The sequence below is a fragment of the Pseudomonas sp. NFX183 genome, from assembly GCF_047943075.1.
GTDB lineage: Bacteria > Pseudomonadota > Gammaproteobacteria > Pseudomonadales > Pseudomonadaceae > Aquipseudomonas.
On the sequence record NZ_CP181333.1, the window covers coordinates 3688442 to 3708956 of the forward strand.

A 20515-nucleotide genomic window follows, 5' to 3' on the forward strand; every position below is an offset into this window, starting at 1 on the left:
TGTTATTCCTCCATCGGTTCGGGTGTAGACGGTGGCGTCAGGGGCGCGCCCTGGGCGTTCAGGCCGGCTGCATCCACCTGCAGATCATTGCCCGTCTGGCGAAAATACTGCCGAAGGTGGTCCAGGCTGCCCTCCGACAGCGGGTTGCCGCTGAGGTCGGACTCGTCATCCCACGGCTGGCGCATGCTTAGAATGTCGTCCGGGACCTGGGTGATCAGGTTGTCGCTCAGGTCCACGGTGCGCAAATAAGGGCGGTCAAACAGCCCGAACGGTACCTCGCTGAGCCCGCAGTTTTGCAGGTAGAGGCATTCCAGCCTGGGCATATTGTCCAGCTCAGGCGCCCCGCCCAGCGGGTTGTCACTCAAGTCCAGGTACTCGAGGTTACGCAAGTCGCGCAACTTGGCGCGGGCCCGCGGGCTGAGGCGAAGGCGACTTTGCGTCAATGTCAGGCTGGTCAGCCTTGGCAGGTTGAAGATCAGGTCGGGGATATCGCTCAGGGCGTATTGATCCAGCGCCAGCGTGCTCAGGTTAGGGAATGCACGCACCAGGCCTTCAACGTTGGTGGTGGTGCCTTCGCCGATGAGCTCCAGATGCGAAACATGTTCGAACCGTGCGCTCAAGGTGGGCAGCTCGCCAAAGATCGACGTATGGCACGTCAGCTTATGGGTCACGCCATACCCGCCATTGAAATCGTCGATTTCGCTCTCGCGGCGCCAGCCTTCCTCCAGCGTTGTCTTGATGGCAAGGCGCTGGATTTGCTCCTCGGCTGCTGTCTGTTCGTCCAGTGCCACATCAAGGATGGGATGCCGTTCGGGTACGGTCAGTGCCCAGAGGTTGAGGTCTGCACTGAGGCGCTCGTATTCGCTTTCCAGACGACGGATGGCGCCGTCAATCGCATCCAGGTCGCCGGGCAGGCTGAAGATAAACACATTCACCTCCGCAGTGGTGAACGTCGGATACAAGGCTGCGATGCGCGCTTTATAGGCGCCGGGCGCATCGACCTGGAGGTGCTCGCCGCGGGTTTGGCAATAGCGCTTGAGCCGTTCCAGGGTCGCTCGTGACAGCGGGTTGGCAGATAAATCAAACGCGCTGGTAACTGGGGCCGGCCTTTGCAGCAGCGGTTCGGGGATCTGCGTGATCAGGTTGTGGCTCAGGTCTACGAGGTTGCGTTCGCGGGGCGTGAGCAGGCTCGGCGGAATCTCTGTGAGGCCGGTGTTGCGCAGTCCCAGGCTGTCCAGTGAGGTCATCGAAGTAAAGTCCGGGAGTTGCCCCAGAGGGTTATCGCTCAGGTTCAGCCGTTCCAGGTTGCTCTTTGCCTCCAGGGCCTGGACGGTTTTCGCTGACAGTCGCAGGTTGCAGCGTTCGAGGCTGAGGGTCGTGAGCTGTGGCAGTTGGAAAACCGGCTCGGGAATATCCTCCAGCGCATAGTCTTCAATGATCAGGTGCTGCACGTCCGAAAAACTCGCCAGCCAGTTTCCCACGTCCAACGGCTGAGCATCGCCACGGAGCCTGAGGGTCGACACGTGGGTGAACCGGCTGCTGAGTGTCGGCAATTTGCCGCTTATGGGGGCAGAGATGTCCAGCGCGTAGGTGGGATAAATGTCGTTGCTGTGGTCGTCCTGCTTCAGTTGCCGACGCCATCCGGCGAGCAGCGCCTGTTTGAACGCCTCGCGCTGGTAGGGGGCGGTTTCGCCGAGACCGGGGCTGTTCACCCAGGCGTCCAGCTCGTGGTTCAGCTGCTTGTAGTCAAGGTCCCGCCGCGCCAGTTCGATCTTGCCCATTTCCAGGTTGCCCGGCAGGCCGAAAATCAGGCGGTTGATTTCGTCACTGCTCAAGGTTGGGTAAAGCATCTTCGCGCTGGCAATGTCCACCGGGGCCGCATTGGCCTCCCAATAACTGCCGGTGCGCTGGAAGTAGGTTTTGACCTGCTCAAGGGTCTGGCCAGACAGCGGGTTGCCGGAAAAGTCGAACGAATGACTGGTTGTCACGGGAAGCTCGAAAAGTGCGTCGGGCAATTCAGCAATGCGGTTGTCCCGAAACAGCGCGGTCTCCAGCTGGGGGCGCTGCAAAATCCCGGCAGGCAATTGCGTGATACCTGTGTTGCTCAGATCGAGAAAGTGCAGGCCAGGCATGTTCTCGACACTGGGTATGAGCCCCAGCGGGTTGTTGAAGAGGTCGAGGGTTTTGAGCCGGGTCATGTTTTCAAGCGCGGTGCGGGTCTGGGCAGTCAAGGTGATGTTGCAATCGCTGAGGACCAGTTCATTGAGGCTGGGTATCGCGGGGACGCCATCGGGCAGTCTGTCGAGGTTGAAGTTGCGCACGGTCAGGCGGCGCAGGAACGGAAACATCGACAGGAACGTGTCGATCTCCAGTGGCCCTTGCTCGCCCTCCAGCGACAGGCTGGAGATATGACCGAAACGCCCGGGCAGCACGGGAGGATTGCCGGCAATCGGCCAGTTCAAGTGCAGTTGATAGCCATTGGGGGCGGGCGGCTCGTAGTACGCATCGAGCGGGGTTTCCAGGCGCCAGGCCCGGCGCAGTTCATCGGCCCAGGCCGTGCGGTTGCGCCTGGCATAGGCGAGTTCCTGACGACTGATGCGCACCTCGGCGTCAGCGCTCAGGCGCGGCGTGGCAGTGATCCAGGCCTGCAAGTCGCGCTCAAGTTGCTGGTATTCGTTGCGCAGCGTGCTCAGCGCCGTCGTGACCCCGCCGGGCGCTTGTTCCAGGCTGCGCACAATGTTGTCGATATGTGTGCGTGGCAACGCCGGGAACAGTTGTCGGGCGTGTTCATGCGCGGTCAGCGCGTGCTGCGCGCCGGGCATGGTCGTCGGCCGATAGCCCGGCATACCACCGCGCAGGCGCATGGTGTTTGGGTCGTAGGCGGGTTTGCCGACGGGGGCGTCCGCGAGCAACTCGCGCAGGTGCCAGTGGTGCAGGGCATGACGAGCAAGCGCCTGGCGCAGGGCCGGGCCCTGGCCGATATGAATGCCCAGCGCGGCGCGCGCCTGGTCGGGCAGCGCCTGGAGCAGGGCGGTGTAGAAGTCGGTTTCGCCAAACAGCGGGCCGCTGCTGTCGGTGGGCACATAGTCGCCGTTGGCGGTGTAAACCAGCGTGCGCTGAACGCTGGCGCGTTCATCACCGATCACATCGCGCAACGGGCCATCAGCGGTGTCGTTTCTGACGCTAATGCGCAGCCCCGCCGGCCAGTTCGGCACATCGGGCAGGGAGTGCAGGGCCAGGCGGTCAGTGTCCTGGTTGTCGATGCTGTCCAGGGACAGCCCTTCGTAGGCACGGCAGGCGCGTATTTCTCGCTGGGCCTCGTGCGCCAACTCGATCAGGCGCCGTGGTACCCGGCCTTGATCGAGGGCGCGCAGCTCCTCAGGGCGGGCGATGGCGCGCAGGGCTTCAGCGGCGCTCACCGGCAAGCCCGGCGACGCGTCGACAAGCGCGCTCAGCTGCGCATCGTCGGTACGCTGCAGGGCGCGATACGCCGACTCGAACAGCGCCCAGCGTTTTTCCCGTGCCAGGTGGGCAAGTTTTTTCCTGAGAACACGCGTACGTGCTTGTAGCGAGATTGTGGGATCGCCGAACGCTTCCCCAAGCAACGTCCTTCTCTGCGGTTCGTCCAGCGCTTCGATAAGGGTCTGGAGCAGGTCGCCATTGTTCAGTTGGTGCTCATGAATCTGGGTGACGCTGGCGTCTGGCGCGCCCGGGATTTCCCAGTGCGTGCGTCCCCGGCTGTCGATCAGGCGCAGGGTTCTGGTGGTGGGCCACAGCCCGTAGTTGGTCAAGAGCAGCAGTTGGGTCTGGGCATCGGCCAACGCCTGGACACGGGGGTCATCACTGTTCATTTGGTCGATGAAGGTTTGCAGGTCCTGGTCGATTTTGAAGCGCTCAAAGGTGTCGGCCAGCAGCGGTGGCAGGGGTTCGCGGGTCATGTAGAGTTTGCGCAGCGCCGCGTCTTCGACACCGCTGACGTGGCGAATCTGTGCCAGTTGCAGGTCGCTGAAGCTTTGCGCCTGATGGCCCAGACGGCGCATCAACTGGGCGCTGTCCCAACTCAGCGGCCGGTCCAGCTCACTCACCCAGGCGCCTTGGCCATTGCTGTATGCCGTTGGGCGGTAGGCATTGGTGCGGGTGGGATGCTTGAAGTAATGCGTCTGGGTGCTGGGGTCGAGCCCCAGCGCGTAATGCGCGCCGGACAGGGGCAGGATGTCTTGCTCGCCATGCGCGTGCAGGCCGAGCGGGTTGGCGCGCGAGCCTTCGGGCAGCGTCACCGCATGGGCGTAAGGCGCAAGGTCCGGTTGCCATAGCCGGTGCTGGCCATCGGGCAAGGTGACGGGTTTGAGGCGGTCGAAAAACTGCCAGAGTTCCGCGGGCAAGTGCTGGCGCAACAACCCTTCGGCAAGCGGCGGGCCGAGGGCGAACATGCCCAGTTGGACCATCTGCTCCAGCACAGACATCAGGTGCCCGAACGCCTGGGTCTTGAGGCCTTCGGCCCAGTCGACGATGCCCTCGAACGTGTCATCCAGCAGCTGATACGCGGTGTAACCCAGCATCAGTAAACCCACCGGCGGTACAAACGGCGCGGCGACCAGCGCGGCAATCTGCAGCAGGGCCGAGCCGATTTTTTCGAACAGGCTCCAGCGCTCCCAGCGGGTTTTCTGGTCGGCGCTGGCGGTGGACACGGCTTGAGCGCGTGCGTCATTGAACAGCTTGCTCACTGTGGTCTGGTAAAGGTGTTCGAGCACCGAGCCGCTGATCGGTGTGACGGCAAACTGCAGCTCAGGCTTGTCCATCGGCGTTTCCCGCCAGGCAGGGCGCGGGTCGCCGCGGGTGTGCGCATGCCAGGTGACGCGTGACAGGCGCTGGCCGAGGTCGGCGAAAAAATGCCCGCGCTCGTCGTGGTTCACGAAACGGCTGAAGAATTGCTGGTACGCAGGCTGGCGCAGGTCGGCGGTCAGGGCCTGCATGAACTGCACGCTGGAGGGGTACTCCTTGAGCGGGTGTTGCGGGTCGTGCGGAATATAGGCAATGACGGGCACCACGTGATTGGCCCGCTCAAGGTTCGCGGAGGTAAACAGCACAATGCCTGTCAGCGGGCTGGACAGGATGCTCAGGGCGTGACAGCGCAGTGCGTTGCAGTCCGCCGGGTTGCTCAACAATTGTTGCAGGCGCTGCGAGCTGGCTTGCGACAGGTCGCCCTGCAGGCGCGCCACGTGCAGGGCGAGTCTCAGGTTGGCAATCTGGCTGGCGTCGAAGCGGTGTTGCAGGTAGGCAGCGGCGACGGGGTTGTTGAGGTCCAGGAAGTGCTCGAAGTAGGCGCTGTATTGGCCGCCAAGGTCCAGTTCGCGACACAGGCGTGTAAAGGCCGGCACGCTGATACGGGTGTCTATGTCGGGCAGGGTTTCGAAATGCCCGGTGGCGGTGGGTCGGGTGATAAAACCGGACGGTGGCTCGTAGGCGTCGACAGTGGTTTCGCCAGCTTCAAAGTTATGCAGGGCGGCGTCCAGCAGCGACACGGTCCTGATCCGCGCTGCGCCGGAGCGCACCGGGAACCAGGGGATGGTCGCCGGTACAGATAGGCGCAGGTAGGTGCTGCGCACATCGCACTCCACACCGAAACGCTGCTTGAGCGCCTGTTGCAGCACGGGCGCGGCGAAGTCGGCGGGTGACTTGAGTGCGTCCATGGCCTTGTCGAGCCGGTTCTGGCTGATCCAGGCCTCACGGATCAGGCCTTTGAGCACCGCGTCCTGCTCGGCTGAGGGCTGGGCGTACCACGCCGGGGCGCTGGTTTTAAGGGCGTTGCGACGCGCGGCCGACGCGTTGCCCAGCCAGTCGGGGATCGCGTTTTTGAGCGTTTCATGATGAACGTCGCGCGCCGGAATCAGCCGGTCGAAGGCGGGCACGCTGGGTTGCTGGCTCATTGCAAAGCTTCCTGAGGATAAAATGATGCCCTCAGCAGAACAGTTCGCCGTCGCCGATCCGTGTTAGATAATTAAGCGCGAGCCGTAAATCGGTGCCGTTGGGCGAGCCCACGGTTTAAACTGCGCCATTGCGATGCTATTTGTCGCATTGGCGTAAACCCGCTGAAAACGCGGGTTGGCGCTATAAGAAGTTGTCGCTTGGCGGCAAGGCCGCACTGAAAACTGTCCTTACAATCCCTGCATCGCCCGCCAGTTCCAGGCAGGCGTTCCTCTTCAGGAGACTCCGATGTCCGTTGAGCAAGCCCCGGTGCAACGTGCCGATTTCGACCAGGTCATGGTTCCCAACTACGCACCTGCCGCATTTATCCCTGTGCGTGGCGCGGGTTCGCGCGTCTGGGACCAGGCCGGTCGCGAGCTGATCGACTTTGCCGGCGGCATCGCGGTTAACGTATTGGGCCACGCCCACCCGGCACTGGTCGGTGCACTGACCGAACAAGCCAACAAGCTGTGGCACGTTTCCAACGTCTTCACCAATGAGCCGGCCCTGCGCCTGGCGCATAAGCTGATCGACGCCACCTTTGCCGAGCGCGTGTTCTTCTGCAACTCCGGCGCCGAAGCCAACGAGGCCGCGTTCAAGCTGGCCCGCCGTGTGGCGTTCGACCGTTTCGGTACCGAGAAGTACGAGATCATCGCCGCGCTGAACAGCTTCCACGGCCGTACCCTGTTCACCGTCAACGTCGGTGGCCAGTCGAAGTACTCCGACGGCTTCGGGCCTAAAATCACCGGCATCACCCACGTGCCTTACAACGACCTGGAAGCGCTGAAAGCCGCCGTGTCGGACAAGACCTGCGCCGTGGTGCTCGAACCGGTCCAGGGCGAAGGCGGCGTATTGCCGGCTGAGCTGGCGTACCTGCAAGGCGCCCGCGAGCTGTGCGATGCGAACAACGCGCTGCTGGTGTTCGACGAAGTGCAAACCGGCATGGGCCGCAGCGGCCACCTGTTCGCCTACCAGCATTACGGCGTGACGCCGGACATCCTCACCAGCGCCAAGAGCCTGGGCGGCGGTTTCCCGATTGCAGCCATGCTCACCCGTGAAGACCTGGCCAAGCACCTGGTGGTCGGCACCCACGGCACCACGTACGGCGGCAACCCGCTGGCGTGCGCGGTGGCGGAAGCGGTCATCGACGTGATCAACACCCCGCAAGTGCTGGCTGGCGTGAATGCCAAACACGAGCTGTTCAAGGCGCGCCTGCAACAGATCGGCGAGAAATACGGCATCTTCACCGAAGTGCGCGGCATGGGCCTGCTGATTGGTTGCGTGCTCAGCGACGCGTTCAAGGGCAAGGCCAAGGACGTGTTCAACGCGGCCGAAAAAGAAAACCTGATGATCCTGCAAGCCGGCCCCGACGTGGTGCGTTTTGCCCCGAGCCTGGTGGTGGAAGATGCGGACATCCAGGAAGGTCTGGACCGTTTTGAACGCGCCGTGAAGACGCTGACGCAAGCCTGATAGCGACACATTTTGCTGGCTGGACTGGTTCAAAAATGTGGGAGGGGGCTTGCCCCCGATAGCGGTGGATCAGTCACTGGATTTATCAACTGACAGACTGCTATCGGGGGCAAGCCCCCTCCCACATTGGATCTGGGTGAACTCAGATCCCGTGTCCGGCATTTTTTCCTCTATGAGTTTTTCGAGTTAAGGAGTGACACCATGCTGGTGATGCGCCCCGCGCAAATGGCTGATCTGGGCGAGGTACAGCGTCTGGCTGCGGACAGCCCGATTGGTGTCACCTCCTTGCCGGATGATGTGGAACGCCTGAGCGACAAGATCGCCGCCAGCGAAGCGTCCTTCGCGGCCGAGGTCAGTTTCAATGGCGAAGAAAGCTATTTTTTCGTGCTTGAAGACACCGAGACCGGCGAGCTGGCCGGCTGTTCGGCCATCGTCGCGTCGGCCGGTTACTCGGAGCCGTTCTACAGCTTCCGTAACGAAACCTTCGTGCACGCGTCCCGCGAGCTGAAGATCCACAACAAGATCCACGTGCTTTCCCAGTGCCACGACCTGACCGGCAACAGCCTGCTCACCAGTTTCTACGTGAAGCCTGCGTTGGTCGGTTCGCCGTGGTCGGAACTCAATTCCCGTGGCCGCCTGTTGTTCGTCGCCAGCCATCCCGAGCGCTTTGCCGACTCGGTGGTGACCGAGATTGTCGGCTACAGCGACGAGAACGGCGATTCGCCGTTCTGGGACGCCATTGGCCGCAACTTCTTCGACCTCAACTACGCCGCCGCCGAGCGCCTGTGCGGGCTCAAAAGCCGCACCTTCCTCGCCGAGCTGATGCCGCATTACCCGATCTACGTGCCGCTGCTGCCCGACGAAGCTCAGGAAGCCATGGGTCAGGTGCACCCGCGTGCGCAGATCACCTTCGACATCCTGATGCGGGAAGGCTTCGAGACCGATCATTACATCGACATCTTCGACGGCGGCCCGACGTTGCACGCACGGGTCTCGGGCATTCGCTCGATTGCCCAGAGCCGCGTGGTGCCGGTGAAGATCGGCGAAATGGTCAAGGGGGCCGGCCGCCAGTACCTGGTGAGCAACGCGCAGTTGCAGGATTACCGCGCGGTGATGCTGGAGCTGGACTACGCGCCCGGCAAACCGGTGACCCTGGACCTGGCCGCGGCCGAAGCCCTGGGTGTCGGCGAAGGTGCCAGCGTGCGCCTGGTCGCTGTTTAAAGCAGAGTTTTGCGGGTGGCCTGGAGCAGGCGGCCCGTCTGAGGAGATAGCATGATCGTTCGTCCCGTACGCAGCAGCGATTTACCGGCCCTGATTGATCTGGCGCGCAGCACCGGCACCGGCCTTACCACCTTGCCGGCCAACGAAGAGCGCCTGACCCATCGGGTTGGCTGGGCGGAAAAAACCTTTCGCGGTGAAGCCGGGCGTGGTGATGCCGACTACCTGTTTGTGCTGGAAAACGACGAAGGCCGCGTGGTGGGTATTTCCGCCATTGCCGGCGCCGTCGGCCTGCGTGAGCCGTGGTACAACTTCCGGGTCGGCCTGACCGTCAGCGCCTCCCAGGAGCTGAACATCTACCGTGAGATTCCGACGCTGTTTTTGGCCAACGACCTCACCGGCAATTCCGAATTGTGCTCGTTGTTCCTGCACGCTGATTACCGCAACGGCCTCAACGGCCGCATGCTGGCCAAGGCGCGCATGCTGTTTATCGCTGAATTCCCGCAGCTGTTTGGCAACAAGATCATTGCCGAGATGCGCGGCGTGTCCAACGACGCTGGGCGCTCGCCGTTCTGGGAAAGCCTGGGCCGGCACTTTTTCAAGATGGAATTCAGCCAGGCCGATTACCTGACCGGCGTGGGCAACAAGGCGTTTATCGCCGAGCTGATGCCCAAGTTTCCGCTGTACAGCTGCTTCCTCTCCGAAGACGCGCGCAATGTCATCGGCAAGGTTCACCCGGACACCGAACCGGCGCTGAGCATGCTCAAGAGCGAAGGCTTCAGCTACCAGGGCTATGTCGATATCTTCGACGCCGGCCCGGCGGTGGAGTGTGAAACCAGCAAAATCCGTGCGGTGCGCGACAGCCAGTCACTGGTGTTGGCCATCGGCACCCCAGGGGACGACGCCACGCCGTTCCTGATTCATAACCGCAAGCGCGAGGAGTGCCGCATCACGGCCGCTCCGGCCCGTCTGGCGGCAGGCACGCTGGTGGTCGATCCACAGACCGCCAAACGCCTGCAGCTGGTGGTGGGTGATCAAGTGCGCGCTGTTGCGTTGTCTGCTGCTCGGGAGTCGAAATAATGAATTCGCTGTATATCGCAGGTAGCTGGTTGGCGGGCCAGGGTGAACTGTTCGAGTCGCGCAACCCGGTGACGCAGCAGGTGCTGTGGGCCGGCAATGGCGCCAGCGTCGAACAGGTTGAATCCGCCGTGCAGGCCGCGCGCCAGGCGTTTCCAGGCTGGGCCCGGCGCCCGCTGGAAGAACGCATCAGCGTGCTGGAAACCTTTGCCGCCACGCTGAAAAGCCGCGCCGACGAAATCGCCCGTTGCATCGGCGAAGAAACCGGCAAACCGCTGTGGGAATCGGCCACCGAAGTCACCAGCATGGCCAACAAGATTGCCATCTCGGTGCAAAGTTACCGTGAACGTACCGGCGAGAAGAGCGGCCCATTGGGCGACGCCACGGCCGTGTTGCGCCACAAGCCGCACGGCGTGGTGGCGGTGTTCGGCCCTTACAACTTCCCTGGCCACTTGCCGAACGGGCACATCGTCCCGGCGTTGCTGGCGGGCAATACCGTGCTGTTCAAGCCGAGCGAGCTGACCCCGAAAGTCGCCGAGCTGACCGTGCAATGCTGGATCGACGCCGGCTTGCCGGCGGGCGTGTTGAACCTGCTGCAAGGCGCGCGGGAAACCGGTATCGCGTTGGCGGCCAACCCCGGTATCGACGGGTTGTTCTTCACCGGTTCCAGCCGCACCGGCAATCACCTGCACGAGCAGTTTTCCGGGCGCCCGGACAAGATCCTCGCGCTGGAAATGGGCGGCAACAACCCGCTGGTGGTCGACGAAGTGGCCGACGTGGATGCGGCGGTGTACACCATTATCCAGTCGGCGTTTATCTCGGCCGGTCAGCGTTGCACCTGTGCGCGTCGCTTGCTGGTGCCCGAAGGCGCCTGGGGCGATGCGTTGCTGGCGCGCCTGGTGGCGGTCAGCGCGACGATTGAAGTGGGTGCGTTTGATCAGCAGCCAGCGCCGTTCATGGGCTCGGTGATTTCCCTCGGCGCGGCCAAAGCCTTGATGGACGCCCAGGCGTTGATGCTGGCCAATGGCGCCGTGGCGCTGTTGGAAATGACTCAGCCGCAGGACCAGGCCGCGTTGCTGACGCCTGGCATTATCGACGTGACCGGCGTGAACGAGCGCGACGATGAAGAGCTGTTCGGCCCGCTGCTGCAGGTGATCCGCTACGCTGATTTTGCCGCGGCGATCACTGAGGCCAACAACACCCAGTACGGTTTGGCCGCGGGCTTGTTGTCGGACTCCGAGTCACGCTACCAACAGTTCTGGCTGGAAAGCCGCGCCGGCATCGTCAACTGGAACAAGCAGTTGACCGGCGCTGCCAGCACCGCGCCGTTCGGTGGGGTAGGGGCGTCGGGCAACCATCGCGCCAGCGCCTATTACGCGGCGGATTATTGCGCGTACCCGGTGGCGTCGCTGGAAACGCCGAGCCTGACGGTTCCAGCCACGCTGACGCCAGGTATAACGCTGATCTAAAGGTGGGAGCGGGCTTGTGGGGGAGCTGGTTTGCCTGCGATGCGGGCAACTCGGTCCTTTAGTCAAACCGCGCCGCTGCCATCGCAGGCAAGCCAGCTCCCACAGTTGATCGGGTTTACAGATAGAGAGTAGCGGTGGTGTGAAGACTGCTATTGATGCCTATAAAAACAGATGTTCGTGGAGCCTCGCCGATGAAATCCTGTGAAGTCAATTTTGACGGTCTCGTGGGGCCGACCCATAACTACGGCGGTTTGTCCTACGGCAACGTCGCGTCCCAGAGCAACAGCCAGCAGTCTTCGAACCCGAAGGAAGCGGCGTTGCAGGGGCTGCAGAAAATGAAAGCCCTGATGGACATGGGCTTTGTGCAAGGCGTGCTGGCGCCGCAGGAACGTCCTGACGTGGCCGCGTTGCGCAACCTTGGTTTCAGCGGCACCGACGCTCAGGTGATTCAGCAGGCGGCCAAGCACGCCATGCCGCTGCTGGTTGCCAGTTGTTCGGCCTCCAGCATGTGGGTGGCCAACGCCGCCACTGTCAGCCCGAGCGCCGACACGGCGGACGGCCGCGTGCATTTCACGGCCGCCAACCTCAACTGCAAATACCATCGCAGCATCGAACACCCGACCACCAGCCGCGTGCTGGGCGCGATGTTCGCTGACCAAAAACACTTTGCCCATCACGCCGCGTTGCCGGCGGTGGCGCAGTTCGGCGACGAAGGCGCGGCCAACCACACGCGTTTCTGCCGTGACTATGGCGAGGCCGGCGTCGAGTTCTTCGTGTTTGGCCGCAGCGCGTTCGACACCCGTTACCCCGCGCCGCAGAAATACCCGGCGCGCCAGACCCTCGAAGCCTCCCAGGCCGTCGCGCGCCTGCACGGCCTGAAGGATGACGGCGTGGTCTACGCTCAGCAGAACCCGTCTGTGATCGATGCCGGCGTGTTCCACAACGACGTGATCGCGGTGGGCAACGGCGAGGTGCTGTTCTATCACGAGGACGCGTTCCTCAATACCGAGCAGATGCTCGCCGAGCTGCAAGGCAAGTTGGGCAAACTGGGCGGCAACTTCCAGTCAGTGTGCGTGCCGCGCGCCCTGGTCAGCGTCGAGGACGCCGTACGGTCCTACTTGTTTAACAGCCAGTTGCTGACCCGCGCCGACGGTTCGATGCTGCTGATCGTGCCGGAAGAATGCCGCGCCAACGAACGCGTCTGGCAATACCTGCAAGGCCTGACGGCCTCCGGCGGGCTGATCCGTGAAGTGAAGGTGTTTGATCTCAAGCAAAGCATGCAGAACGGCGGTGGCCCGGCGTGCCTGCGCTTGCGTGTGGCGTTGAATGAAACTGAGCTGGCGGCGGTGAACCCAGGGGTTATCATGACGGCGCCGTTGTACGACACCCTGACCCAGTGGGTCGACAAGCACTACCGCGACAGCCTGCGTGAAACCGACCTGGCTGATCCGCAATTGCTGCTTGAGTGCCGGACGGCACTGGATGAACTGACGCAAATCCTTAAACTGGGCTCGGTTTATCCTTTCCAGATCAACTAGCGCCACTTTTTTTACACCCTATGGCTGAGAACTCTTTATGACCACCGACACCCTGAAACTGATTCTTGAAGACACCGACGGCACCCAGCTGGAAACCTCCTGCACCCGCGTCGCCGTGGTCTGGCAGGGCAAGGAAATCTGGATCCAGCACGACGGCCGTGGCCAACTGCTGATTGGTGTGGACGTGGAAGAAGGCGACGCTGAGTACGCCAACCTGCTGATGCGCCCATTGGCCACCAACCTGATGAGCCTGCAACTGGAAATGGAACCGGCCGACGTTGAGGGTGATGACGACGATCACGTTCACGGCCCTGGCTGCAACCACTAAGGAAGCTGCTTATGCTCGCCCTCGGCAAATTGCTTGAACTGACCCTCGCCGGTCGCGAACCGGCGCAAAAAATTCAACTGACTGTCGACGGCGTGCAGATGCGCTGGGTCAGCGAGGGCGCGCTCGAAGTGCGCCCGCCGCAAGCGCTGGACAACGGCAGCGACCTGCTGCTGTCGTCTGGCATCCATGGCAACGAAACCGCGCCGATCGAACTGCTCGACCGCCTGTTGCATGGCATTGCCCGTGGGGAAATCAAACCCCGCACCCGTATTCTGTTCCTGTTCGGTAACCCCGAGGCCATGCGCCGCGGCGAGCGTTACCTCGAGCTGGACGTCAACCGGCTGTTCAATGGCCGTCACGAACAAAACATTGGCCCTGAGGCCATGCGCGCCGCTGAGCTTGAGCAGCTGGCCCGCACGTTCTTCAGCCTGCCTGAGCGCTCGCGCCTGCATTACGACCTGCACACGGCCATTCGCGGTTCGAAGATCGAGCAGTTCGCGCTGTACCCGTGGAAGGAAGATCGCCAGCATTCACGTCACGAGCTGGCGCGCCTGTGTGCGGCCGGCATGCAAGCGGTGCTGCTGCAGAACAAGACGTCGATCACCTTCACCGCGTTCACCTATGAGCAACTGAACGCCGAGGCGTTTACTCTGGAGTTGGGCAAGGCGCGGCCGTTCGGCCAGAACCAGGGCGTGGATGTTTCCCGCCTGGAGAGGCGCCTGACGCAGATCATCGAAGGCAGCGAGCCGGCCACCGACAGCCTGGACGGCCTGCAACTGTTTGCGGTATCGCGTGAAGTGATCAAGCACAGTGATGCCTTCCTGCTGCATTTGCCGGCGGACGTGGAAAACTTCTCGCCGTTGGCCAAGGGCTATCTGCTGGCCGAAGACGTGGCCAAGACCCGCTGGGTGATCGAGGAGGAGGGCGCACGCATCATCTTCCCGAACCCGAAAGTGAAGAATGGTTTGCGCGCCGGGATTCTGATTGTGCCCACCACGGACGCAGCGCTGGTTTAGCCCCCTTGAGGCTTCGCTAGGTACGCATCGCGTGTCGGCAATCCGAACTCCTTGCGCAGTGCATTTTCCGTAAAAGCCTCGGGGTTGGTCCGCGTGGGCGGGGTGTCGGGGTTCAGATCGAAGTCAAAAGGCGCCAGATCGATGGGCAGGCCCACGGCTTGTCGCTCCACGTTTTTGATCGCAACGGTTTTGCCTCCGTCAGTTTCATCGGTGGTGCCGGGCGCCACGGTACCGGTGACGGCGTTATAGGCGTGACACAGCTCGTGATAGAGCCCGATGATCGGCAGCGAGCCCGGTGGGCTGAAAAAGGGGTTGTACTCGATCCGCCCGCCGTAGGCCGGCGTGCCGGGCTGGCCGTCGCGGATCATCAGCGTGTCGCTGTCGGTGGAGGGCGTGAACCTGGCGTTGTTTTCATCACCCGGTTCAATGCTGACGGGTTGCCCACTGTGTTGCGCCGCAATATCCAGTGCGTGGAGCAGTTTTTGCCCGTTGGGCGAAACGCGCAGCACGCTGAGATCGGATTCGACGCGCGCAGCAAACTGCCTGTTTCCCCCAATCGACAAACCCGTTTTACCGACCTCGCCGGACGCCACGGGCGTCTGGTGGACCGTGTCGAGGTCGGTGGGGAACAGCACCGCCATGACCTGTTCGAGCGACGCGGTTGGCAGGCTGGCGAGTTTTTCAAGCAACCACGCGTAGCGTTCGTCGTTGGTCATGGTGACCAGGGTGTCGCCGGGCAGGCTGTATACCCGGTCTGTCGCCTTGAGCTTGCTGACATGGTCATGGCCTTTACCCGGATAGATGACGTTAGTGCCGCTGCCAGCCTTGATCGTGTCATTGCCGTCGCCGCCGCTGAGCAGGTGATGGCCGCGGCCTCCAACAATCACGTCGTCGCCCGGCCCGCCATCGATAAAGTTGAGCCCGGCGCCGCCGTGAATGCTGTCGGCGCCGTCACCCGCATAGATACGCGCGGTGCCGGCGCCGATGACCTGCGTGCTGTCGTTGCCGGGGCCGCTGTCGACGGTGCAGTCCTCGGCGCTGATCCGTAGCGTGTCATCGCCCTCGCCGGACAGGATTGTTGAGTGACGGCCGCCGACGCGCAGGTAGTCGTCGCCAGCGCCTGCGTCAATGCTGACGGGGTTCTGGAGGCTGTCATCGACATGGATGCAGTCGGCGCCATGGCCGGTGACCAGCTCGATGATTTGCCTCGGCGAAGACGGCGTTATCTGATAGAGCACCGTGCCTACGTACAGGTGCAGGTGATCGCCCGCTGCGCCGAGCCAGAGTTCGCTTTGATCGGCGGTGAATGCAAACCTCAGGGTATCCCTGCGCGGCGCCTTATCCTGGCGGGCCTGCAGCCTGAATCGTTCGACCCGAACGGCCGTGTCCCGATAGACCTCCGCGCGCGACGGGGCACCGCCCAGGTTGGCGGTTTTTTCTGCGTCGGTGGGCGAAAGGCTTCCCCCGTGCACGGTGTGAATGGCGCTGGGGGTGTCGGGTACAAACAGAGGACGGTGCATGGCGTGATGGCTCCGGGTCAAGTGAGAAGGCCGGCGGTGGCCCGGCGTGTGGCTCACTAGACCGCAGATACGTCATGGCGCGGTGGTAGATGCTTGAACGAAAAACGCCCCGCTCACGAGGGTGGGCGGGGCGTTTTCAGGGGCGACTTATACCGCCAGTTTCTGCTCGCTGCGACGGATGGCACGCACTTTGTGCAAGGTGTCGGCGCAGGTGCGCGCGGCTTCCTGGCCCTTGTGGACGAAGTGCTCGTAGAAGAAGGTGTGGTGTTCGCTGCCCGCGTGGAAGTGGTGCGGAGTCAGGGACACCGAGAACACCGGCACTTCGGTTTCCAGCTGCACTTGCATCAGGCCACTGACTACCGACTGGGCGACGAATTCGTGACGGTAGATGCCGCCGTCCACCACCAGTGCGGCCGCGACGATGCCGGCGTAGCGGCCGGTCTTGGCCAGCAGCTTGGCGTGCAGGGGCAGTTCAAAGGCGCCGCCGACTTCGAAGAAATCGATGTCCGATTCCTGGTAGCCCTGGGCGATCATTTCGGCGAGGAAGCCTTTACGCGATTGGTCGACAATATCCTTGTGCCAGCAGGCCTGGATAAACGCGACGCGCTCGCCGTGATGGTTCTTGATTTTGCTGTCGATTGCGGTGGGTTGCATGTTCTGACTCCTGTTTAAGAAAAAAACAGGGCGTTATGAATCGAATGGGATTTAAGGGTACGAACCACTGCCTCATGCAAGCATGAACCCAGCGCGCGGCCCTTAGGTGCCAATCCCGTTCTCTCTTCATCCGGACTATGACCGTCGGCCCCGGGATCACACCGGGTCTGCTGACCTTGTCGCCGTCCTGCGTGAGCAGTTCGAGACGCCAAGCGCTCGCGGGCTATGCACATTGCGTGCAATTACCGCCGGTGGGGAATTACACCCCGCCCTGAGAACGTTGCCGCCAGAACCCTGGCGGCGGAGAGTTTTTAACATGGTTTTTCAAAAACTGCACGAGCGCTGTATCGATAACCTATATCGGTTTGTTTGGTTGGTATTCGATTGAAGCCAATTGGGGCTTGATATTCCGTGGCTTTGCCCGCAGTAATCACCCACAAGAGCACATCACATCACCCCGTTAGAGGCCTGCTTCATGTCTGTGATCGACCTGCGTAGCGACACCGTGACCCAACCCAGCCCCGGCATGCTCGACGCGATGGCCAGCGCCGTCAGCGGTGATGACGTCTACGGCGAAGACCCCAGCGTCAATCTGCTGGAGGCCGAGCTGGCCAAGCGTCTGGGGTTCGAAGCGGCGCTGTTCGTGCCCACCGGCACCATGAGCAACCTGCTGGCGTTGATGGCTCACTGTGAGCGTGGCGAGGAATACATCGTCGGCCAGCAGGCCCACACCTACAAATACGAAGGCGGTGGCGCGGCGGTACTCGGTTCGATCCAGCCGCAGCCGCTGGAGGTGCAGGCGGACGGCTCACTGGACCTGGACCACGTGCTGGCGGCGATCAAACCGGATGACTTCCACTTTGCCCGCACCCGCCTGCTGGCGCTGGAAAACACCATGCAAGGCAAGGTACTGACGCTGGACTACCTGGCGAAAGCGCGGGCGTTTACCCGTGAACATGGGCTGTCGCTGCACCTGGATGGCGCGCGGATCTACAACGCCGCGGTCAAGCTTGGGGTAGACGCGCGGGAAATTGCTCAGCACTTCGATTCGGTGTCGGTGTGCCTGTCCAAGGGCCTGGGGGCACCGATTGGCTCGGTGTTGTGCGGCTCGCACGCGTTGATCGCCAAGGCGCGTCGTCTGCGCAAAATGGTCGGCGGCGGTATGCGCCAGGCCGGCTCTCTGGCGGCGGCCGGGCTGTATGCCCTGGATCACCAGGTACAGCGCCTGGCCGATGACCACGCCAATGCCCAGTGGCTGGGCGATGAACTGCGCAAGGCCGGTTATGCGGTGGAGCCGGTGCAGACCAACATGGTCTACGTGCAGATCGGTGACCGCGCCGACGCGTTGAAAGCCTTTGCTGCCGAGCGCGGCATCAAGTTGAGCGCCGCGCCGCGTCTGCGTATGGTCACTCACCTGGATGTCAGCCGGGCACAGATCGAGCAAGTCGTGCAGACATTTGCCGAGTTTTCACGCAAATGACGGTGCAGACCGTCTAATTGACTGTTTCTATCACATAAACACGCTGTACCACCGGCAAAGGGCCGATATAATGCGGCCCTTTGCCGTCGCTCCGTCTGATGATGTTGCGCACTGGCCTTTGGCCGCAGACTCCGTGGAAGAACCTAATGAAAAGCGCAGAAATCCGTGAAGCCTTCCTTCGCTTCTTCGAAGAGCAAGGCCACACCCGTGTAGCCTCCAGCTCCTTGATCCCAGGCAATGACCCCACCCTGCTGTTCACTAACGCGGGGATGAACCAGTTCAAGGACTGCTTCCTGGGCCAGGAAAAGCGCGCCTATACCCGCGCGACCAGCAGCCAGAAGTGCGTGCGCGCCGGCGGCAAGAACAGCGACCTGGAAAACGTCGGTTACACCGCTCGTCACCACACTTTTTTCGAGATGCTGGGTAACTTCAGCTTCGGCGACTATTTCAAGAAAGATGCGATTACCTTCGCCTGGACCTTCCTGACCGGCGTGTTGAAGCTGCCCAAGGAAAAACTCTGGGTCACCGTCTACGCCACGGACGACGAAGCGTATGACATCTGGACCAAAGAAGTCGGCGTGCCGGTCGAGCGCATGATTCGCATCGGCGACAACAAGGGCGCGCCTTACGCCTCCGATAACTTCTGGACCATGGGCGATACCGGCCCATGCGGCCCGTGCACCGAGATTTTCTACGATCACGGCGCCGACATCTGGGGCGGCCCACCGGGCTCGCCGGAAGAAGATGGCGACCGTTACATCGAGATCTGGAACAACGTGTTCATGCAGTTCAACCGCACCGCCGATGGCGTGTTGCATCCGCTGCCAGCCCCGTCGGTCGACACCGGCATGGGCCTGGAGCGGATCAGTGCGGTGATGCAGCACGTTCACTCCAACTACGAGATCGACCTGTTCACCAACCTGCTGAGCGCTTCGGCCGCCGCCATTGGCTGCGCCAACGAAGGCCAGTCGTCGCTCAAGGTGGTGTCTGACCACATCCGTTCCTGCAGCTTCCTGATCGCCGACGGCGTATTGCCATCGAACGAAGGCCGCGGCTATGTGCTGCGCCGGATCATCCGTCGCGCCTGCCGTCACGGTAACAAGCTGGGCGCCAGCGGCAGTTTCTTCTACAAAATCGTTGCTGCGCTGGTGGCCGAGATGGGCGATGCCTTCCCGGAACTCAAGCAGCAACAGGCCAACATCGAGCGCGTGCTCAAGGCTGAAGAAGAGCAGTTCTCCAAGACCCTGGAACACGGCTTGAAGATTCTGGAGCAGGACCTGGCCGAGCTCAAAGGCACCGTGGTGCCGGGCGACGTGGTGTTCAAGCTGTACGACACCTACGGTTTCCCTATGGACCTGACTGCCGACATCGCCCGCGAGCGCGAGCTGACCGTCGATGAAGCGGGTTTTGAGCGTGAGATGGAAGCCCAGCGCGTGCGCGCTCGCTCTGCCAGCTCCTTTGGTCTGGACTACAACACGCTGGTCAAGGTTGACGTGCCTACCGAGTTCATCGGCTACAAGGCGACCGTTGGCGCGGCGAAGATCGTTGCCATTTATAAAGACGGCAAATCGGTCGACGTGCTCAATGAAGGCGAAGAGGCTGTTGTGGTCCTGGACCAGACGCCGTTCTACGCCGAGTCCGGTGGCCAGGTGGGCGATTGCGGCTACCTGAGCTCGACGTCCGGTCGTTTTGAGGTGCGCGATACCACCAAGACCGGCGGCGCATTCCTGCACCACGGTGTGTTGGTGTTGGGCAACTTGACCGTCGGCGCGCCGGTAGACACTCAAGTGGATGCCGACGTGCGGCATGCAACTGCTTTGAACCACTCCGCCACTCACTTGCTGCACGCCGCCTTGCGCCAGGTGCTGGGTGAGCATGTGCAGCAGAAGGGTTCGTTGGTTGATAGCCAGCGCCTGCGTTTCGACTTCAGTCACTTTGAAGCGATCAAGCCTGAGCAGATCAAGGCGCTGGAAGACATCGTCAACGCCGAAATTCGCAAGAATACCCCGGTGGAAACCGAAGAAACCGACATCGAAACCGCCAGGAACAAAGGCGCCATGGCGCTGTTTGGCGAGAAGTATGGCGACGAAGTACGCGTACTGAGCATGGGCGGCAGCTTCTCGGTGGAGCTGTGTGGCGGTATCCACGCCAACCGTACCGGCGACATCGGTCTGCTGAAAATCATCAGCGAGGGCGGTGTGGCTTCGGGTGTACGCCGTATTGAAGCGGTCACCGGTGCTGCGGCCCTGGCCTACCTCAATGCAGCCGAAGAACAACTCAAGGAGGCGGCCAGCCTGGTCAAGGGCAGCCGCGACAACCTGATCGACAAGCTCTCTGGTGTACTGGAGCGCAACCGCCAGCTGGAAAAACAGCTGGAGCAGTTGCAGGCCAAGGCGGCCAGCGCAGCGGGCGACGATCTGTCGGCCTCTGCCCTGGACGTCAAGGGCGTGAAGGTCCTGTCCGTGCGCCTGGATGGTCAGGACGGCAAGGCGCTGTTGGCCTTGGTCGATCAGTTGAAGAACAAGCTCGGCCGCGCAGTGATCCTGCTCGGCAGTGTCCATGAGGATAAGGTTGTTCTGGTTGCCGGTGTAACCAAAGACCTGACTGGCCAACTCAAGGCTGGTGATTTGATGAAGCAAGCCGCCGCGGCAGTGGGCGGGAAGGGCGGTGGTCGTCCGGACATGGCGCAAGGCGGTGGTGTAGACGCCGGTGCCCTGGACGCGGCCCTGGCCCTGACCGTGCCGTTTGTCGAGGCCGGTATTTAAGGCACTGTTAATGAGC

The 20515-nt window shown here is 62.3% G+C and carries 12 protein-coding genes and 1 riboswitch; of the genes, 9 read left to right on the top strand and 3 right to left on the bottom strand.

Annotation, left to right across the window (positions count from 1 at the left end; genetic code table 11):
• Window positions 1-2: 2 nt before the first annotated feature.
• A complete protein-coding gene (locus ACM530_RS17200; protein ID WP_416362741.1) occupies window positions 3-5927 on the bottom strand; it encodes a dermonecrotic toxin domain-containing protein in 5925 nt (1974 codons plus the stop codon).
• A gap of 286 nt (window positions 5928-6213) precedes the next feature.
• Between ACM530_RS17200 and ACM530_RS17205 the strand changes: the two genes are divergently transcribed.
• The 7 genes from ACM530_RS17205 to astE all read left to right on the top strand — a co-directional run bounded on the left by ACM530_RS17205 (window position 6214) and on the right by astE (window position 14080).
• On the top strand, window positions 6214-7434 hold the full coding sequence (locus tag ACM530_RS17205) for an aspartate aminotransferase family protein (RefSeq protein WP_145159375.1): 1221 nt from the start codon (window positions 6214-6216) through the stop codon (window positions 7432-7434).
• 201 nt (window positions 7435-7635) lie between these two features.
• On the top strand, window positions 7636-8655 hold the full coding sequence (gene aruF / locus ACM530_RS17210; RefSeq protein WP_106576116.1) for an arginine/ornithine succinyltransferase subunit alpha: 1020 nt from the start codon (window positions 7636-7638) through the stop codon (window positions 8653-8655).
• Between the two features lie 51 nt (window positions 8656-8706).
• A complete protein-coding gene (gene astA, locus ACM530_RS17215; RefSeq protein ID WP_003193612.1) occupies window positions 8707-9732 on the top strand; it encodes an arginine N-succinyltransferase in 1026 nt (341 codons plus the stop codon).
• Entirely contained in the window at window positions 9729-11198 is a 1470-nt protein-coding gene (astD, locus tag ACM530_RS17220) for a succinylglutamate-semialdehyde dehydrogenase (RefSeq protein WP_416365100.1), read from the top strand. The genes astA and astD overlap by 4 nt, the downstream gene beginning before the upstream one ends.
• Before the next feature lie 191 nt (window positions 11199-11389).
• A complete protein-coding gene (astB, locus tag ACM530_RS17225) occupies window positions 11390-12736 on the top strand; it encodes an N-succinylarginine dihydrolase (RefSeq protein WP_369301483.1) in 1347 nt (448 codons plus the stop codon).
• Window positions 12737-12773: 37 nt separating this feature from the next.
• Window positions 12774-13064, top strand: coding sequence for a hypothetical protein (locus ACM530_RS17230; protein ID WP_003214319.1), 291 nt, complete (start codon window positions 12774-12776; stop codon window positions 13062-13064).
• 11 nt (window positions 13065-13075) lie between these two features.
• Window positions 13076-14080 carry a succinylglutamate desuccinylase gene (gene astE, locus ACM530_RS17235; RefSeq protein WP_416362742.1) on the top strand — a complete coding sequence of 335 codons (1005 nt, stop codon included), beginning with the start codon at window positions 13076-13078 and terminating at the stop codon, window positions 14078-14080.
• On the opposite strand, the gene ACM530_RS17240 is transcribed toward astE, so the two are convergent.
• A complete protein-coding gene (locus ACM530_RS17240) occupies window positions 14077-15600 on the bottom strand; it encodes a M91 family zinc metallopeptidase (protein WP_416362743.1) in 1524 nt (507 codons plus the stop codon). The genes astE and ACM530_RS17240 overlap by 4 nt on opposite strands.
• Before the next feature lie 147 nt (window positions 15601-15747).
• Complete coding sequence (locus ACM530_RS17245; protein ID WP_145159367.1) at window positions 15748-16254, bottom strand: 6,7-dimethyl-8-ribityllumazine synthase; 507 nt, start codon at window positions 16252-16254, stop codon at window positions 15748-15750.
• Between the two features lie 113 nt (window positions 16255-16367).
• Window positions 16368-16537: riboswitch (FMN riboswitch) on the bottom strand.
• A gap of 192 nt (window positions 16538-16729) precedes the next feature.
• On the opposite strand from ACM530_RS17245, the gene ltaE reads away from it, so the two are divergent.
• Together ltaE and alaS are read left to right on the top strand one after the other, a co-directional pair.
• The gene (gene ltaE, locus ACM530_RS17250) at window positions 16730-17734 is read left to right on the top strand and encodes a low-specificity L-threonine aldolase (protein ID WP_416362744.1); all 1005 of its coding nucleotides are present in this window, start codon (window positions 16730-16732) and stop codon (window positions 17732-17734) included.
• A 146-nt stretch (window positions 17735-17880) separates the two neighbouring features.
• Complete coding sequence (alaS, locus tag ACM530_RS17255; protein WP_242196180.1) at window positions 17881-20499, top strand: alanine--tRNA ligase; 2619 nt, start codon at window positions 17881-17883, stop codon at window positions 20497-20499.
• Window positions 20500-20515 lie beyond the last annotated feature (16 nt).

Bases quoted from the DNA above. Each gene is read 5' to 3' on its own strand.
- ACM530_RS17200 (WP_416362741.1), bottom strand. From the start codon at position 5,927: ATGAGCCAGCAACCCAGCGTGCCCGCCTTCGACCGGCTGATTCCGGCG.
- ACM530_RS17230 (WP_003214319.1), top strand. From the start codon at position 12,774: ATGACCACCGACACCCTGAAACTGATTCTTGAAGACACCGACGGCACC.
- ACM530_RS17205 (WP_145159375.1), top strand. From the start codon at position 6,214: ATGTCCGTTGAGCAAGCCCCGGTGCAACGTGCCGATTTCGACCAGGTC.
- ACM530_RS17240 (WP_416362743.1), bottom strand. From the start codon at position 15,600: ATGCACCGTCCTCTGTTTGTACCCGACACCCCCAGCGCCATTCACACC.
- astE (WP_416362742.1), top strand. From the start codon at position 13,076: ATGCTCGCCCTCGGCAAATTGCTTGAACTGACCCTCGCCGGTCGCGAA.
- aruF (WP_106576116.1), top strand. From the start codon at position 7,636: ATGCTGGTGATGCGCCCCGCGCAAATGGCTGATCTGGGCGAGGTACAG.
- astB (WP_369301483.1), top strand. From the start codon at position 11,390: ATGAAATCCTGTGAAGTCAATTTTGACGGTCTCGTGGGGCCGACCCAT.
- alaS (WP_242196180.1), top strand. From the start codon at position 17,881: ATGAAAAGCGCAGAAATCCGTGAAGCCTTCCTTCGCTTCTTCGAAGAG.
- astA (WP_003193612.1), top strand. From the start codon at position 8,707: ATGATCGTTCGTCCCGTACGCAGCAGCGATTTACCGGCCCTGATTGAT.
- ACM530_RS17245 (WP_145159367.1), bottom strand. From the start codon at position 16,254: ATGCAACCCACCGCAATCGACAGCAAAATCAAGAACCATCACGGCGAG.
- ltaE (WP_416362744.1), top strand. From the start codon at position 16,730: ATGTCTGTGATCGACCTGCGTAGCGACACCGTGACCCAACCCAGCCCC.